The organism is Prauserella marina, from assembly GCF_002240355.1.
GTDB classification, from domain to species: domain Bacteria; phylum Actinomycetota; class Actinomycetes; order Mycobacteriales; family Pseudonocardiaceae; genus Prauserella_A; species Prauserella_A marina.
Map to the genome: position 1 here is coordinate 2,096,722 of NZ_CP016353.1, position 15,174 is coordinate 2,111,895.

17 protein-coding genes and 1 tRNA gene are annotated in these 15,174 nt (G+C 67.9%); 13 read left to right on the forward strand and 5 right to left on the reverse strand.

Annotated features, from left to right (window positions below; translation table 11 throughout):
• Positions 1-16: 16 nt before the first annotated feature.
• Positions 17-784, forward strand: a complete 768-nt coding sequence (locus tag BAY61_RS09695; protein ID WP_091795314.1) for a trans-aconitate 2-methyltransferase — start codon at positions 17-19, stop codon at positions 782-784.
• On the opposite strand, the gene BAY61_RS09700 is transcribed toward BAY61_RS09695, so the two are convergent.
• Positions 781-1,008, reverse strand: coding sequence for a hypothetical protein (locus BAY61_RS09700; RefSeq protein WP_091795317.1), 228 nt, complete (start codon positions 1,006-1,008; stop codon positions 781-783). The two genes, BAY61_RS09695 and BAY61_RS09700, sit on opposite strands and share 4 nt — an antisense overlap.
• Before the next feature lie 157 nt (positions 1,009-1,165).
• On the opposite strand from BAY61_RS09700, the gene BAY61_RS09705 reads away from it, so the two are divergent.
• The 3 genes from BAY61_RS09705 (at position 1,166) to BAY61_RS09715 (ending at position 2,067) form a co-directional block, all read left to right on the forward strand.
• Positions 1,166-1,238: transfer RNA gene (locus tag BAY61_RS09705), tRNA-Asn, on the forward strand.
• A gap of 133 nt (positions 1,239-1,371) precedes the next feature.
• Positions 1,372-1,614, forward strand: coding sequence for a helix-turn-helix domain-containing protein (locus tag BAY61_RS09710; RefSeq protein ID WP_091795320.1), 243 nt, complete (start codon positions 1,372-1,374; stop codon positions 1,612-1,614).
• 132 nt (positions 1,615-1,746) lie between these two features.
• Positions 1,747-2,067 carry a DUF2795 domain-containing protein gene (locus BAY61_RS09715; RefSeq protein WP_091798550.1) on the forward strand — a complete coding sequence of 107 codons (321 nt, stop codon included), beginning with the start codon at positions 1,747-1,749 and terminating at the stop codon, positions 2,065-2,067.
• Between the two features lie 7 nt (positions 2,068-2,074).
• Here BAY61_RS09715 and BAY61_RS09720 read toward each other — a convergent pair whose 3' ends face one another.
• Both BAY61_RS09720 and BAY61_RS09725 read right to left on the reverse strand, forming a co-directional pair.
• Positions 2,075-3,613: a sodium:solute symporter family protein gene (locus BAY61_RS09720; protein ID WP_091795324.1), complete on the reverse strand. Its 1,539-nt coding sequence runs from the start codon at positions 3,611-3,613 to the stop codon at positions 2,075-2,077.
• A gap of 54 nt (positions 3,614-3,667) precedes the next feature.
• The gene (locus tag BAY61_RS09725) at positions 3,668-4,522 is read right to left on the reverse strand and encodes an SMP-30/gluconolactonase/LRE family protein (protein ID WP_170140053.1); all 855 of its coding nucleotides are present in this window, start codon (positions 4,520-4,522) and stop codon (positions 3,668-3,670) included.
• A 418-nt stretch (positions 4,523-4,940) separates the two neighbouring features.
• Here BAY61_RS09725 and BAY61_RS09730 point away from each other — a divergent pair, with 418 nt between their 5' ends.
• Genes BAY61_RS09730 through BAY61_RS09740 form a run of 3 tightly spaced genes read left to right on the forward strand, consistent with a single transcriptional unit; the run spans position 4,941 to position 7,817 of the window.
• Positions 4,941-6,062, forward strand: coding sequence for a sensor histidine kinase (locus BAY61_RS09730; protein ID WP_091795330.1), 1,122 nt, complete (start codon positions 4,941-4,943; stop codon positions 6,060-6,062).
• Entirely contained in the window at positions 6,055-7,164 is a 1,110-nt protein-coding gene (locus BAY61_RS09735; protein WP_091795333.1) for a hypothetical protein, read from the forward strand. The genes BAY61_RS09730 and BAY61_RS09735 overlap by 8 nt, the downstream gene beginning before the upstream one ends.
• Positions 7,143-7,817 (forward strand): response regulator, encoded by a 675-nt coding sequence (locus BAY61_RS09740; protein ID WP_091795336.1) that lies wholly within the window; start codon positions 7,143-7,145, stop codon positions 7,815-7,817. Before BAY61_RS09735 ends, BAY61_RS09740 begins: the two co-directional genes overlap by 22 nt.
• 14 nt (positions 7,818-7,831) lie before the next feature.
• Here the strand turns inward: BAY61_RS09740 and BAY61_RS09745 are convergent, their stop codons facing one another.
• Positions 7,832-8,044 (reverse strand): hypothetical protein, encoded by a 213-nt coding sequence (locus BAY61_RS09745; RefSeq protein WP_143021306.1) that lies wholly within the window; start codon positions 8,042-8,044, stop codon positions 7,832-7,834.
• A 267-nt stretch (positions 8,045-8,311) separates the two neighbouring features.
• Here BAY61_RS09745 and BAY61_RS09750 point away from each other — a divergent pair, with 267 nt between their 5' ends.
• The 3 genes from BAY61_RS09750 to BAY61_RS09760 all read left to right on the forward strand — a co-directional run bounded on the left by BAY61_RS09750 (position 8,312) and on the right by BAY61_RS09760 (position 11,388).
• Positions 8,312-8,698, forward strand: coding sequence for a VOC family protein (locus BAY61_RS09750; protein WP_091795342.1), 387 nt, complete (start codon positions 8,312-8,314; stop codon positions 8,696-8,698).
• Between the two features lie 148 nt (positions 8,699-8,846).
• Positions 8,847-10,442 carry an alpha/beta hydrolase gene (locus BAY61_RS09755; protein WP_091795345.1) on the forward strand — a complete coding sequence of 532 codons (1,596 nt, stop codon included), beginning with the start codon at positions 8,847-8,849 and terminating at the stop codon, positions 10,440-10,442.
• 112 nt (positions 10,443-10,554) lie between these two features.
• On the forward strand, positions 10,555-11,388 hold the full coding sequence (locus tag BAY61_RS09760) for an SAM-dependent methyltransferase (RefSeq protein WP_091795348.1): 834 nt from the start codon (positions 10,555-10,557) through the stop codon (positions 11,386-11,388).
• 168 nt (positions 11,389-11,556) lie between these two features.
• On the opposite strand, the gene BAY61_RS09765 is transcribed toward BAY61_RS09760, so the two are convergent.
• Positions 11,557-12,561: a DUF3558 family protein gene (locus BAY61_RS09765; protein ID WP_170140052.1), complete on the reverse strand. Its 1,005-nt coding sequence runs from the start codon at positions 12,559-12,561 to the stop codon at positions 11,557-11,559.
• A 154-nt stretch (positions 12,562-12,715) separates the two neighbouring features.
• Between BAY61_RS09765 and BAY61_RS09770 the strand changes: the two genes are divergently transcribed.
• The 3 genes from BAY61_RS09770 (at position 12,716) to BAY61_RS09780 (ending at position 15,172) form a co-directional block, all read left to right on the forward strand.
• Positions 12,716-14,221, forward strand: a complete 1,506-nt coding sequence (locus BAY61_RS09770) for an amidohydrolase family protein (RefSeq protein ID WP_091795354.1) — start codon at positions 12,716-12,718, stop codon at positions 14,219-14,221.
• A 95-nt stretch (positions 14,222-14,316) separates the two neighbouring features.
• Entirely contained in the window at positions 14,317-14,679 is a 363-nt protein-coding gene (locus tag BAY61_RS09775; RefSeq protein ID WP_091795355.1) for a hypothetical protein, read from the forward strand.
• A gap of 22 nt (positions 14,680-14,701) precedes the next feature.
• Positions 14,702-15,172: an NUDIX domain-containing protein gene (locus BAY61_RS09780; RefSeq protein WP_091795358.1), complete on the forward strand. Its 471-nt coding sequence runs from the start codon at positions 14,702-14,704 to the stop codon at positions 15,170-15,172.
• Positions 15,173-15,174 lie beyond the last annotated feature (2 nt).

Consider the following 15,174-nt stretch of genomic DNA (forward strand, 5'->3'; position numbering starts at 1 on the left):
CGTACTGGGAGGCGGTATGTGGGATCCGGCGAAATACCTCGACTTCGGTGATTTGCGAGCACGGCCGTTCTACGACCTCGTCGGCAGGGTGCGCGCCGAGCAGCCGTCACGGGTGGCCGACCTTGGCTGCGGGCCCGGCAACCTCACGGCCGAGCTGGTGAAACGCTGGCCGGAAGCGGTAGTCGAAGCGCTCGACGGTTCGCCGGACATGGTGGCCGCCGCCCGCGAGGCTGGCGTCGACGCGAAGGTAGGCGACGTCAGGGACTGGTCGCCCGCGCCGGACACCGACGTCGTCGTCAGCAACGCGGTGCTCCACTGGGTGCCCGGCCATCAGGACCTGCTGCGGCGCTGGGTGGGTGAGCTGCGCGAAGGCGCGTGGCTGGCGATGCAGGTGCCTGCCAACTTCGCGGCGCCGTCACACGAGTTGACGAGACGGCTCGCGGGCAGTCCACGGTGGGTGTCGCGGCTCGGTGACGTGGTGTTGCGGGAGGACGACGCGGTCGGCGAGCCGGGCGACTACGCCGAACTGTTCGCCGATCTCGGCTGCGCTGTCGACGTATGGGAGACGACCTACCTACAGCGGCTCACCGGCGAGAACGCGGTGCTGGAGTGGATCAGCGGCACCGCGCTGCGGCCCGTGCGGGCCGCCCTCGAACCGCGTGAATGGGAGACCTTTCGTGGTCAGCTGGCCGATCTGCTGGCCGAGGTCTACCCGCGGCGCGAGGACGGCACGACGTGGTTCCCTTTCAGAAGGATCTTCGCCGTCGCCAGGGTGCCGGGTTAGCCGCCCGCCGGTTTCGGTTCCCTGTGCCCGTTCGAGCCGTGGCTCTGCGGGTTGGCGAAGGTCACCTTCTCGCCTACCTTGGCGCGCACGACGCCGGCGGCGCCCTGCACGGCGGGATGGTCGGCGACCTTCCGGTAGGTGCGCACGATCTGTTCGTATCGCGCACGTCCGGCGCGTGCGCCCAGCACATAGCCGACGGCCGCGCCCAGCAGGAACGTCTTCATGCCTTGATGCCTCCTCGTGCCGGTATCCACGCCATTGTGGCCCACGACGCCGGACGGTGCCCGAGCCGTCGCGGAGGGGGTGGTGCGAGGTGGTGATCGGGGATGGTTTAGAGTGTTACTCCGTTGGCCGGAGCGATCCGAACAACGGAAAGAGCGATCCCCTGTAGCTCAATTGGCAGAGCATTCGGCTGTTAACCGAAGGGTTGCTGGTTCGAGTCCAGCCGGGGGAGCAGCACAAACAAGGCCCCCAAGATTCTTGGGGGCCTTGTTTACATCCATAGTTGACATCAGTCGCGGTCGGGGTGCCGGTTCATTCGCTCGGCGGCCCTCCGCGATGACAGCCACCGAGGCAACATAGGTGACGTGGAAAAGTCGATCTACTCGGCCGAATACCAGCACCTCTGCCGGTTACTCCGGGAAGCGCGCCATGAAGCAGGGCTGACACAGGTCCAGGTAGCGGGGCAGCTCGGTGTCCCGCAGTCGTTCGTCAGCAACTACGAATCCGGCCAACGCCGACTCGACGTCATCGAGCTGCGTCACGTGGCGAAGGTGATCGGCAGTCCCCTGAGTCGCCTGCTCTCGCAAGTTTTCCCGGAATACGGATGAACAACACCAGGTCGTGTTACCTGGGGTGAAAGCCCGGCCGGACTCGCACCGGCAACCCTACGGTTGACAAGCCGCTGCGGTGTCCGTTTCGCCGTGAGGCGGCTGGGGTACGCGACGGCAGGAGGTGACATCATGCCGACGACGACCACCGCCGAGCGCGTGCGCGCCGCACTGTCCGATGCGGACTTCCCAGCGGAGAAGCCAGACTTGATGCGCTGCGCGGAGAAAACCGGCGCCGACAGGAACACGGTCGCGGCGCTGGGCGCCATGCCACCCGTCCTGTATGAAAACCTCACCGAGGTGATGCGATCCGTTCCGCTCGACCAAGGCGACAGCGCGGCCGAGGAGGCGCCCCGGCGGCGGGAGCACGACAAGCCCGGCCTCGCGCAGCGCGAGAAGGACATCTCCGGGCATCCGATCATCGACGAGCTCGGCGAGAACCGGGGAAGCTGACCACCGCTCAGGCCGCGGGCACCGGTTCCGGTTCCTCATCGCGCCGCTCCGCCTCGGGATCGCTGCCCAGCGACGACACGAGCGCGGCCGACTCGGCGTCCCGCCACGGCCTCAGGAAGCCCACCAGAACGAACACCACGAACGAGACGGCGATCGGCCCGGCCACGGTGATCGTGGTCGTCAGGTTGGGATTGAGCGAGGCCACCCAGTCTCCGAGCACGTACCTGTTCAGCCCGAACGTGACGAGACCGGCCGCCCAGCCGGCCAGCGCGGCCGACGGCCCGCAGCGCCGGAACAACGGCAGCAGACCGAACAGCATCGGGATCGCGATGGGGCCGATCAGCGCGCTGAACCACAGCACGATGATGCCGAGCACCCCGCCGAGACTTTCCGCGCTGATGGCGATGGCCATCGACAGCGCGATGAAAGCGAACGTCACGACCCGGCCGGTCACCAACTGTCCCTTGCTGGTGAATTCCCGCGAGCGCCGGAAAACCACGGGCAGCACGTCCCTGGTGACCACCGCCGCAACAGTGTTGGCGTCCGATCCGGTAACGGACATGGTCTGCGCGAAAAGACCGGCAAGCACCAATCCCACCAGTCCAGGCGGCAGCAGTGTCAGCGCGAGCTGGGCGTAGGAGTGCTCCGGGTTGCCGAGATCGGGAAGCAGCAGCGGGGCAGCGAACATCGGGATCAACAGGATCAACGGCCACGTCACGTAGAGCACGGCCGAGAAAATGCCGGAGCGACGCGCCGAAGCGCCGTCGGGAGACGAAATGAATCGCTGGGCGAGGTTCCAGGTTCCGCCGCTGTAGGCGAGGGTCTGCACGATGGTGTAGGCGACGACGAACGTGACGGTGTACTGCTCGCTGAACGGCCTGCTGTGCGAATCGGGAAGCCGTTCCCACATCGTCCACAGAGTGGAGAAGCCGTCGAGGTGCATGAGCACCGCGACCAGCATGACCGTACCGGCGATGAGCTGGATCGCGAATTGCGCCGCGTCGTTCAGCACGTCGGCCCAGATGCCGCCGATGGTGCAGTACACCAGCGTGACCGCACCGGTGGCCAGCACGCCCCATTCCAGCGGAATTCCGGCGAACACGTAGAGCAGAATCGCGGTCGCCGCCCATTTTGCTCCGACGTCGACGATCTTCAGCAAACCTCCGCTGTAGGCGAGGATCTGCTGGGTCGGCACGTTGTAGCGGATGGCGAGGTATTCCAGCGGCGACTGGACACCGAAGCGCATGCGCAGCCTCGCCCAGCGCGGCGCGAACAACAGCGATCCGGTCAGCACCGCGACACCGACCGCGAGCGCGGTCCAGATGTAGGTGCTGAATCCCTCGCTGTAGGCGACGGCGGCGACGGCGACGAAGAAACTGGCGCTGTAGCCCGACATGTGATGCGAGATTCCGGACAGCCACCACGGCAGTTTCCCGCCTGCCGTGAAGAAGTCCGCGGTGTCGTGGATCCGCCGCCGTGACCACACGCCGATCGCGATGATGACGAGTGAATAGGCCGACATCACGAGCCAGTCGAGTGTGGACATGGTTCTCCGTTCGTCAGTCCACAGCGGACTGTTCTTGCGAGGTGCTCAGCGTTTTCAGTGCGCGGCGGGGAAGGGCGCCCGTGCGGTGGTGACCATCGTTCCGAACTGGCCGGTGCTCACCGATTCGGGGTGGCGGCTGGCTTCCGCGAGTTCTTCGAGCGTGATCCGGCTCGAAATCAAGAACAGGGTCGTGCCGTCGGGACCGCCGAGCGCGCAGGCGATGGCGGCGGTTCCGGGCGAGGGAATGCGGTGGGTGATCGTGCCGTCGCGATCGGTTCTGATGAACTCGCCGCCGAAGATGGTCGCCGCCCACACTCCGCTTTCCGCGTCGATGGCAGCGCCGTCCGGCTGTTGCTCGGCGGGCAGGCTGACCAGTACCCGGGGGTCGCGAACGTCGCCGTCCTCCGCGATTTCCGCGATCAGCACGCGATTGCGGTACGTTTCGTTGACGGTGATGTGCTTGCCGTCCGGGGTGATCGTCATTCCGTTGGGCGTGAAGAACCTGCTCGCCGAAACCCATGGCCGTCCGTCGGGCTCCACGATGATCAGCGGGGTGTCGCACGGCTGGCCGCCACCGAAAATGTCGAAGCCGTAGGGCGAGACGTAGGCGCGGCCGTTCCGGTCGACGACGAGGTCGTTGATCTCGGCGGGGGTCAGCGCGGAAAGGTCGGCGTGGGGCGAAATCCGGCCATCCCGCACCTTGACGATGGTTCTGCTGTGCATGAGAACGACGAGCAGGTCGCCTTCGGGGGTGAAGCCGAGGCCGGAAGGCGTGTCGTCGAACCGGGCCACGGTTTCCGGCTCGCCGTCGAGGGTCACGGTCTGGACTGTCCGGCTGTAGAAGTCGGATACCCACAGGCGATCGCGGTACCACCGAGGCCCTTCGGCGAACGTCAATGTGTCAGACATCAGCAATTCACCATCAGATGCCTGCATTGATTTCCCTTCCGCGATGTCGGTTGTGCGGATCGTACGTATGGGACCCGGGTACGTCGAGAGGAGATCTGCCCGATTTGTCGCCAAGAGATCGAGGTCACAAATTCCAGTCATCCATAGTGGACAGATGTTCTCGTTTCGTTACGGAACATGATGTTGTCCGGACAGGCGTGCCATGCGAGAGTGCTTGACTCGAATTCGGAGAATCGCGCTACGGCGGCCCGAATCAGTCATCGTCGCGTGCTTGAGGTGCTTCGCGGCTACCCGAGGTGAAGGTTCGGTGATCTTCTCCGTGGGTGCGCGGCGAGATTTTCGAAGGCCCGTGCCTGCTTGTCCAGCGGAGTTACCGGTAAAGTCACGAGGCCGCTGGTGGCTGGGGTGAGGTGACGTTGTGGCAGGCGAAGCCGTTCGGTTGCTGCGGGATTTCGGCCGAGGGTACGCGGTCGTCGTGCGGCTGGTGACTCTGCTGCCGATATGCGCGATCGCGTTGTTCAGGGCTTCGCCGGACCACGTGCGGCTCGTCGGGCTGGTGGTCGCGATCGCGGCGGTGTGGACCTGTGTCCAGGCATGGTGGCTTCGCAGGGCCGCCGGGGGGTTGTCGCCGCTTGTCGCCGACGTGGTCGTGCTGCTGGGGCTGTCGCTGACCACCTTCTGGACTGGAGCGGGAGAGGACACCAATTTCGGCTGGCTCAGATTGCTCGCGACATTCGCCTGCGTGACCTGGCAATGGCACACCTCGACGCTCGCGGGCGGGGCCGCGGCACTGCTGGTCGCGGGCGGGATGCTGCCCGTGTTCGCGGGAGCGGGTGCCGACCCGAGCGTGCTGAGGGCGCTCGGGTGGCTGGTGGTGGTGTCCGCGCTTTCCCGTGCGGCGTGGGTGATCGTCGGCAGGGCCGCGACGCGCGCCGACCGGATGGCGGCGGCCGCGGAACGGGCCCGAGGTGAGGCGGAGGTGGCCTCGGCCGTGCGTGCCGACGAGCGGGAGCACGCCAACGCGTTGCACGACACGGCAGCCACCACGCTGCTGATGGTGGGAACGGGCCAGGTGCGGGCCGAAGCGCCGTGGCTGGCGCCGCAGGCGCGCCGTGACCTCGGCAGGCTTGCCGGAAGAGGCTTGACGGCCGGAGCCGAAGCGGATCTCGTCCCGCTGTTGCGTGGCAATCTCGACACCCCTCACGTGAGCGTCGAGTTCGACCTGCCTGAGCGGCTGCGGCTTCCCGCCGAGGTGGCGATGGCGTTCGCGGGCGCCGCGGCGGAAGCGGTGACCAATGTGCGCAGGCACGCCGGTGCGGAAACCGTCGCCGTGCGGTTGAGCGGTGACGCGCGGGCGGTGTGCCTTGAGGTCACCGACACCGGCGACGGGTTCGACGTCGACGCCGTCCCCGCCACGCGGCGCGGGCTACGCGAATCCGTGCGCGGCAGAATGACCGGTGTCGGTGGCACCGCGACGATCACCTCGTCGTCGGAGACCGGAACCGTCGTGCGGCTGAAATGGGCGGGCGGCGATGACTGACGATCTCGAACGGGCCACGAGGGAACAGCTCCGTCACGGCCTCAGAGTCGCGATGCTGGTCGTCACGGTGGTGATCGTGTTCGGGCTGAGCCTTTCCAACCTGGTGCGTGGTCTCGGCACGTTCCCGCTGCCATGGGCACAACTTGCCGCGTTCGCGGTGCTGGCGGCCGTGCTCTCCGGTGAGGCCGTGTTGCTGGTCCGCAAGAAAACCTGGAATGCCGCCAGAAGGGTGGCCGTCGTGGCGATACTCACCGCCTCGGCACTGTCCTATGTCACCCTGCCGGATGGGCGCACGTCGACGGCGCTCGACTGGGCCTTCGGCGCGGCGAACTGGGTGGGCATCGTCGTCCTGTTCGACCGTCCTTTTCGGAGCGCGGTGCTGTTCTTGCTCGCCCACGAGTCGGTGGCGCTGGCGAATCTCGTTGTCGTGCAGGGTTTCAGCAAGGAGGCGTTCGCCAGGTTCGCCACCGGATCGGTGACCGTCATCGGGTTCCCGCTGTGCGCCGCTGTCGTGGCCGCGGCGCTGGGAAGGATCGGCAGCCAGGCAGCCGCTGCGGCGAGGGAGGTCGAACGGGTCCGCACCAAGGAGGCCGTCGCCGTCGAATCGCATCGCCGCAGGGCGCGGCGCTTCGCCGACCTTTCCGGCACGACGGTTCCGCTGCTCGAAGGGCTCGCCGACGGCTCGTTGCGGCCGGACGACGTCTCGGTGCAGCGCCGGTGCGCCATCGAGGCGGCAAGGATGAGACGGCTCTTCGCCGAGCTGGACACGGTCGCGGATCCGTTGCTGCACGAGTTGCGGCACTGCGCCGACGTCGCCGACCGCAGGGGCGTCGAGGTCGAACTCGACGCGCGAGGCAGGCTACCGGACATTCCCGTTGCCGTGCGGCGTGATCTCACCGAGGTCGCTCTCACGGCGCTGGCCACGGCAGAGTCGTGGGCGAGGGTTACCGTCATCGGGAACGCCGGGCTCGTGTCGGTCAACGTCGTCGCCGACTGCGCGGACTCCGGCGTGCCGGTTCCCGCGACGCGGGTGAGCGTGGCGACCTACGGGACGGAAGGAACTGTGTGGATGGAGGCCACGTGGCAACCGGGGACGAGCTGATCACCGCGGTGATCGTCGACGACCACGCGGCCATCGCCGCTGGCGTGCGATATTGGTGCGAGCAGGCGGATCCGCCGATCGCGCTCGTCGACGCGGAGGCGAGGCTCGCCGATGTCTGGACGGGGCCCGGGGCCGCGGCGGACGTCGTGATCTTCGATCTGGAGCTGGTTCCCCGCAAGCCGGAGTTCGGCGAGTTGCGCAGGCTCGTCGACAGCGGCCGCAAGGTGATCGTGTATTCCCAGCACGCCGACGACGTCACCGCGATCAAGTGCATCGACCTCGGCGCTCTTGCCTACCTGACCAAGAGGGAAGGGCAGGACCACCTCGTGTCCGCCATCCGCGCGGCGGCGCGGGGCCTTCCCTACACGGCCCCTTCGCTGTCAGGAGCACTGGTCGCCGACGAGGCGCCGGGCAGGCCGCGCCTTTCGCCGCGCGAGGTCGAGGTTCTTCGCGCGTGGTTCGCCTCCTCGTCCAAGGAACTTGTCGCGGCGAAGCTCCACATCACCGCGAAGACCGTCGACACCCACATCGGCAGGGTGCGGGTGAAGTACGCCAACGTCGGCCGTACCGCCAGCACCAAGAGCGACCTCGTCACCAGGGCGCTCGACGACGGTGTGATCACCCTGGCCGAGCTCAACCAGTCTTCGCCGTAGGGCGGCAACCCGTATCAGGGAAGCGGGTTCCCGGTGGTGGGCTGTGGTAGCGAGTCGCCGGGGCCCGGTGCGTGGGCTCCGCGCTGGGTCTCGACGGCGACCCAGATACCGGCCAAGACGATGAGGACCATCAGCGCGCCGACGGCGATGTTGGCGATCCCCTCGGCGGGTCGCGTGCCTTTGGCGTGGCGGTCGGCGCCGGGCACCGTTGGTTGCCTCGCTGACATGCTGGCAGCGTAGGACCAAGCCGCTCCGGCAGGGCACCGAGGGTGATCAGGTACACCGAGCCGGGCGCTCAGGCCGATCCTCTGTGGACGGAAATCGAGTCGCCCGCACAGGTGACCGCGGGGCGGTCGTCCGCGTGTTTCGGGCGGCCAGACGATCATCGACCTGCCGGACCGGGTCGTGGCCGCACCGTTCCGCGCGGTCGTGGCGGCCCGCCCGAAGGACCGGTACGTTCGAAGACGGAGCGCCGTTTCCCACAAGGAGGACTCGTGACGATTCAACTCAACCACACCATCGTCCCCTCTCGTGACAAGGCGGCGACCGCTACGTTCGTCGCGGACATCCTCGGTCTCGGCGCTCCCGAGCCGTTCGGGCCGTTTCTCGTCGTGAAGACCGACAACGAGGTGAGCCTCGATTTCCTGGACACGACGGGCGAGATTCCTTCGCTGCACTATGCCTTCCTGGTGAGTGAGGCCGAATTCGACGAGATATTCGGCAGGATCACGGAGGCGGGACTCGGATACTGGGCCGATCCCATGCACGCGAAACCAGGGGAGATCAACCACGGAGACGGCGGAAGAGGCGTGTACTTCGATGGACCGGACGGGCAGAACCTGGAGATCCTCACCAGACCCTACGGCAGCGGAGCGCCGTAGGGCCTGATGCGAGCGCTGTGACCGGTCATGACACCTGTCATGCCTACCCGTGACAGCGGCTACTGGTAACGGTGTCGCGGCGCCGACAAGCTTTGCGTGAACGGCGGGAGCCGAGTGCTCCCCTTGAGCCATCACGTGAAGGAGTACCGTGCAGCGTCTACAGTGGAGCGTCGTTCTGGTCGCCGTCCTGGCGGCGACCGGTTGCGCCCCCGCGCGGGAGGAATCGGGACAGCCACCAGGCGGTGTCTCCGGCGCCGAGGTGCCCGGGCTGCTGTGGGCGGAATGCGCGGACGTGCCGGGCTTGCTGTGCGCCGAGGCCGAGGTCCCGCTCGACTACGCGCGCCCGGACGGCACGTCGGTCACACTGGCGCTGACCCGTAAACCCGCCGCGCGGGACGACAAGCTGGGCACACTCGTGGTGCACAGGGGAGGGCCGGGGTATTCGGCTCGCGACTACTTCGCCGGTATCGAGGCGGGAGCCATCCCGCCCGCCGTGAACGAGAACGTCTCGGCCCGCTACGACCTTCTGGGCATCGACACCCGGGGCAGCGGGTACAGCGAACCCGCCGTGCGGTGTTTCGAATCCGAGGCCGAAGCGGCGGCCTTCGCGGAAAAGGTGCCCACCGTGCCGACGACGGAGTCGGAGCGAACCGAACGCGCCGAGGCCGACGCGGAGTACGCGCGGCGATGCCACGAGCGCGGTGGCGAACTGCTCGATCACCTCACCAGTGCCGTCATGGCGCGGGATCTGGACCTGGTACGCGAAGCGCTGGGGGAGCGGCGGCTTGACTACCTCGGCCAGTCCTACGGCACTCACCTCGGCGCCGTCTACGCGAGCATGTTCCCCGAGCGGACCGGCAGGTTCGTCTTCGACAGCGTGCTCGACCCCCAGCGCCGCGACGCCGGTGAGCCGGGCAGTACACCGTCGAGCAGGCTCGGCGCCGACGTCGCGACGGCACAGACGCTGGACGAGTTCCTGCGGCTGTGCGAGGAAGCGGGCACTGGTTGCCAGTTCGGCGGTTCGGATCCCAGAGGAGAGCTGGAGAAGCTGCTTTCGACCCTGCGCGAGGCACCGGTACCGCTGACCGCGCCGGACGGCGAGGTGGTACCGCTCGGCTACGACTACGTCGTCACCTGGACCGGGCAATGGTTGTATCAGCCCGCGTTCTGGAACGAACTCGGCGGCGCGCCCTTCCTCGCCGCGGTCTCCGCGGCCGTCGAAGACCCTGACGGCGAGGCCGCCGCGACGCTCGCCGAGGAGATCCGCGCCAACAGGCAGGCCGGGCTCATGAGCGCGCCCTACACCGCCATCAATCCCGTTTACCACGCGGTGACCTGCGTCGAGACCCAAGGTCCTCGCGACGCCGCCGCGCTCGCCGACCACGCGCGGGAGCGGGAGGCGCTCGTGCCGCACTTCGGGGCGCTGCGGGCCTACCAGACCAGCCCTTGCCCGGTGTGGCAAGGAGAACGCGCGCGGCCCGTTCCCCTTCCCGGCGAGATCAGGACCGGCGAACCGGTGCTGATCGTCAACAGCAGGTTCGACCCGGCGACCCCGGTCTGGTCGGCCGAGCGGATGCACGAGCTGTTCCCGGGAAGCGCGCTGCTGGTGAACGAGGGCTGGGGGCATGTCGCGAGTCAGCAGTCGGGCTGCGTCAGGGAAGCCACGTCCCGCTACCTGCTGAGCGGGGAACTGCCGGAGCGGGGCCAGCGGTGCGAACCCGACAACGTCCCGTTCACCGAGTAGCGCTGTTACTCGCGGTGATCCTGGTTGTCAACCTGTGACCCCTGCTGAGGGTGACCTGACGGCTACTAGACTGCCCCGCAGCGCCAGACGGTTCACGATCTTGAGGGGCACGATGATCCAGCGAGCGCCGAGTTCGGTCCCGGTCGGGGTCGACCCCACCAGGGCGAGCATCGCCAGGGTGTACGACGCGGCGCTCGGCGGCAGCGACAACTACGCGATCGACAGGGACGTACTGGCCACGGTGGCGCGGTTCGCCCCGGAGGTCAACGATCTCGCGGTGTCCAACAGGCGCTTCCTCGTCAGGGTCGTGCACGCGATGGCCAGCTTCGGCATCCGCCAGTTCCTCGACTGCGGTTCCGGCCTTCCCACCGCCGACAACACTCATCAGGTCGCCCAGCGGGAGCGCGGCGACGCCGTCGTCGTCTACGTCGACAACGATCCCGTCGTCATCGCGCACGGCGAGGCGATGTTGCTGGACAACGACCTGACGCACATCGCGGCCGCCGACATCTTCCGCCCGGGTGACGTGCTCGGCCACCCCACGGTCACGGCGAGGATCGACTTCTCGGAGCCGATCGGCCTGCTGCACTCCGGGATCTGGCACCACTACCTCGGTGACGACATCCCCGCCTTGATGGGGCAGTACATCGACGCGCTGCCCAGCGGTTCGGTCGTCGCGCTCTCGCATTTCCTCGACCCGGAGACCGAACAGCTCAGCAAGCTCGCCCGCCGGATGGAAAGCGCGTTCGTGCACAGCGCGATGGGCTCGGGCCGGTTCAGGACGAGGGCCGAGATCGCGGCGATGTTGCCCGGTCTCGACGTCGTCAAGCCTTCCGAGAACGCGGAGGCCGGGGTCGAACTGTGTGACCTGTGGCAGCGCGAACATCCCGGTGAGCTCAACCAGGTTCAGCGCTGCATCGCCGCGATCGTCGGGCGCAAACCCTAGAGTGCGTCCGGGAATCATCGCGTACCGGCTGCGCGGTGCCCATCCGGCGCCTCGCGGCGTTGTCGTCGGTCACCATGACGCCGTCATGGCTCTCTCCTCCGCCTTGCGACGCATCCGGATGGATCACCGCTCGCACGGAGGACGATTCCCGAACGCACTCATAGCGGTTCACGCCTCGGGCAGGTTGGCGGTCACCATCGGGATCGCAGCCTTGACGACGTCGCACACCTTCTTCTCGTCCTCGTGCCCTCCGACGAGTTTCACCGACGCGGTGTCGCTGAAGGCAAGTACCGCCTCGCAGTTGGTGGCGATGTCGCCAGCGGCCGGGTAGAGGTCCCAGGTGCGGCCGTCGGCTTCGACCGGTTCTCCCGGCTCCGAGGTGAACGGCCACTCATCGGCGGGACGGTCGCCCGCGAAGACTCCCATCGGGTGCACCCCGCCTTCGCCGTCGGTGTCGAGCCACCGGCAGCCGTCGGGAATGTCGTCGGTCGAGGAGATCTGCGGTTCGGCCGTCGCGTCGAGTCCCAGTTCGCCGGTCTGTTCCGGGGTGAGCAGGGTGCACGGGTCGGTCGTGGTGAGCACGCTCGGCGCAGGCGGCGCTTCGGGGGAGGGCAGTGGCGGAGCGGGCTGCCCTCCCGGCAGCTTGGCCGCGACGTAGGGGGCGGAGAGTTTGGCGATGTCGCACGCCTTCGACTCGTCGAGCCAGTCGCTGCTGATGAGCACGACGAACGAGGTCACGTCGACTTCCGTGACGAGCATGCAGATCGACTCGCCGCCGATCGCGTCGAGGTAGCGTTCCCAGGTCAGGCCGCCCAGTTCCACCGATTCGGCAGGCATCTCGCCGTCGACGTATTCGACGACCGAGTAGCCGACCGCGTATCCGGCGGTGAGCGAGTCGATGCCGTCCATGATGTCGATCCGGGGCCACGTGCACGTTGGTGGCATGAGCTGCTCGGGTCTGCCGGCCTCGAATTCACCCTCGGCGACCATGCCTAGTGCCGTGGTCTCGTCGCCAGTGAGCAATTCACACGGTTCCCCCGCTGTCGCGCGATTTTCCGTCGTCGGCTCCGCGACCGGCCGCGCGACGCCGCCGACCGCGCTCGCGCACGAACTCAACGTCAGCACGGCGACGCAAGCCAGCACGCCTCGCGCGACCGCTGCCTTCACGCGCACGATTCCCCCTTGCCCAAGTCGGAAAAACGCTGTCAGCGTAACGTGTCCGGCCCGGAAGGGAGGCTTTTCGCCGCTTTCCGCTGCACCGTGATCGGCGCCGGATTGCTGCGGGTGGCTCACGCGGGAACGGCGCCGCGACGGCCATTCTGTGACCATGAACGGACTCGACAGGAGAAGGTTTCTGGCCTGGCTGGGCACGGGAGCTCTCGGTGCGGCCGCCGCGTTCTCCGCGCGAGGAGAAGCGCTCGCCGACTCCGGCGCCACGGCGCTGACCAACGTGAACCTCATCGACGGCACCGGCGCGGCGCCCCGCCGGGGGATGACCGTCGTCGTGGGCGGAGGCCGGATTCTCGCGGTCGGCAGGCCATCCGCCGTACCGGACATCGCGGGCCTGCGGGTGATCGACTGCACCGGCAAGCACCTGCTGCCGGGGTTATGGGACCTGCACGCGCACGAGAGCGTTCTCGAACGCACATTTCCTCCGCTGCACCTGGTACACGGCGTCACCGCGATCAGGGAGATGTCGGCGACGCCGGCGACTCACCTCGTGCGGGAGCGCATCGAACGCGGTGAGCTGGCAGGGCCGCGCATGGTCATCGCAAGCAGGGTCGTCGACGGTCCCAGCTCGCGGGTCGCCGACAGCGTGCGGGTCGCCACCCCCGCCGAGGCCAGGGAAGCCGTGGCGCTCGCCAAGCGCGAGAACGCCGACCTGCTCAAGGTCTATTCGTTCTTCGAGAAGGAAGGATTTCGGGCGGTCGCCTCCGAGGCGGCACGGCAAGGGCTTCCTTTCGGCGGTCACACGCCTTCGCTGCTCCCGGTACAGCGGGTGCTGGAGCTGGGTCAGCACTCCGTGGAACACATGTACGGACTGCATCTGGCGACCTCGGCCGAATCGGCGCGGTACTACGAGCGGATCGCCGCGCTGCCAGGCGATCCAGCCGACGAGAACTGGTGGGGTTCGGTCGTTCCCTTCCTTGAGCGGGAATCGATCGACTCCTACCGGGCCGCGAACACCCGTGCGCTCGCGGGCCGGTTCAGGGCGCATGAAGCGTGGCACGTGCCGACGCTGGCCGTCGAGCACCGGTACTCCACGCCGCCCGCTCTGCTGCCCGAGGATCCCGGGCTGCGCGCGCTCGCCGAACGGTTCCTTCCGCGCTCGGTCAGGCAGGCGTGGGAAGAGCTTGCGAAGGCGTGGCCGCCGTGGTCGCCGGAACGGACCGAGCTGGAGGCACGCTACTTCGAGGCCAAGCTGGAACTGGTCGGCGACCTGGCGGGGGCGGAAGGCAACATCGGAGCGGGCACCGACTGCGGATACGGCTACGTCTTTCCTGGCCTCGCGTTGCACGACGAACTCGAACTGCTGGTGAGGGCGGGCCTTCCCGCTCACCGCGCGCTCCTTGCCGCGACGAGGGACGCCGCCCGCTGTGCCGGGCTCGGCGCGGAGAGCGGCACGATCGAGCCTGGCAAGCTCGCCGACCTGCTCGTACTGGATGCCGATCCGCTCGCCGACATCCGCAACACGCGCTGTATCCACGCCGTCGTGGCGCGTGGCGAAGTCCTCGGTCCCCGCGCGAGGCAACGCCTCTTCGCCGCGATCGAGCAGGCCGCGCGGGAGGAGGTCGCGGCACCCGTGATGCGCGCATGTTGTTCGCGGGTCTGATATTTCAGGCCATTCTTGATCCATAATGGACGATCAGTGTCAGAGGGCACTGTGTCACATTGCGATCATGCTCGAACATGTGTTCTATATGAGCCATGGGCAGGGGAGCGCGAGACGAGATCGAATGGGCCGAGCGGCGGCAGATCGCCGAGCAGGCCGAACAGTGGCGGCGGATCGCGGGACGGTTGCCGTTCTGGCGGATCGAGCGTCCCGCCGACGATGCCGAGGGGCCGATCACCATCACGGAGGACGGTCAACTGCTGGCGACGCTGCACGGACCGTGGGCGCCCTGCCTCGCCGATTATCTCGGCGCGATGGACAAGGCGTCCGGGGTCGCGCTCGCCGAGTTGTTGTGGCGGATCGGCGGGCACGGAGGCAGCGCTGACATCCGATACCAGGCGCGGGCCCTGCTGCACGCGCTCGGATTGGCCGAATGGCCTGGAACTCGCCGCGGGTGACCCGGCGTGGGAGGCTTTTCCGGTGACCACAAAGGACTATTTCGACGACATTCACGCTCCTCGGGCGACGGCCATCGTGCCCTCGGTCACCGCCGTCGTCAGGGACGGCGGTGGAAGGGTGCTGCTCGTCGAACAGGCCGGAACCGGACTGTGGACGGCGCCGAGCGGGGAACAGGAGATCGGCGAATCGGTGGTCGGCGCCGTGCGCAGAGAAGTTCGCGCCCGCACGGGAATCGAGGCCAGTGTCACCGGGCTCAGCGGGATCTACTCCGATCCCCGGCACGTCGTCGTCCACGCCGCCGACGACGTACGGCAGGAGTTCGCGCTGTGCTTCCACGCCGAACCCACCGGTGGTGAGCTGAGGCCGGGCACGGGGTTCTCCCGGGCGTGGTGGGCCGAGCCCGCGAGCATCGGCGAGCTACCGGTTCAGCGGGCGATGCGGATGCGGATCGACATGGCGATCGCCGAACCCGGCACCGTCCACATCGGCTGACC

Coding starts and splice junctions, on each gene's coding strand:
- BAY61_RS09745 (WP_143021306.1), bottom strand. CDS start 8,044: ATGTCAGCGAGGCAACCAACGGTGCCCGGCGCCGACCGCCACGCCAAA.
- BAY61_RS09695 (WP_091795314.1), top strand. CDS start 17: ATGTGGGATCCGGCGAAATACCTCGACTTCGGTGATTTGCGAGCACGG.
- BAY61_RS09720 (WP_091795324.1), bottom strand. CDS start 3,613: ATGTCCACACTCGACTGGCTCGTGATGTCGGCCTATTCACTCGTCATC.
- BAY61_RS09715 (WP_091798550.1), top strand. CDS start 1,747: ATGCCGACGACGACCACCGCCGAGCGCGTGCGCGCCGCACTGTCCGAT.
- BAY61_RS09775 (WP_091795355.1), top strand. CDS start 14,317: ATGGGCAGGGGAGCGCGAGACGAGATCGAATGGGCCGAGCGGCGGCAG.
- BAY61_RS09760 (WP_091795348.1), top strand. CDS start 10,555: ATGATCCAGCGAGCGCCGAGTTCGGTCCCGGTCGGGGTCGACCCCACC.
- BAY61_RS09700 (WP_091795317.1), bottom strand. CDS start 1,008: ATGAAGACGTTCCTGCTGGGCGCGGCCGTCGGCTATGTGCTGGGCGCA.
- BAY61_RS09735 (WP_091795333.1), top strand. CDS start 6,055: ATGACTGACGATCTCGAACGGGCCACGAGGGAACAGCTCCGTCACGGC.
- BAY61_RS09725 (WP_170140053.1), bottom strand. CDS start 4,522: ATGTCTGACACATTGACGTTCGCCGAAGGGCCTCGGTGGTACCGCGAT.
- BAY61_RS09770 (WP_091795354.1), top strand. CDS start 12,716: ATGAACGGACTCGACAGGAGAAGGTTTCTGGCCTGGCTGGGCACGGGA.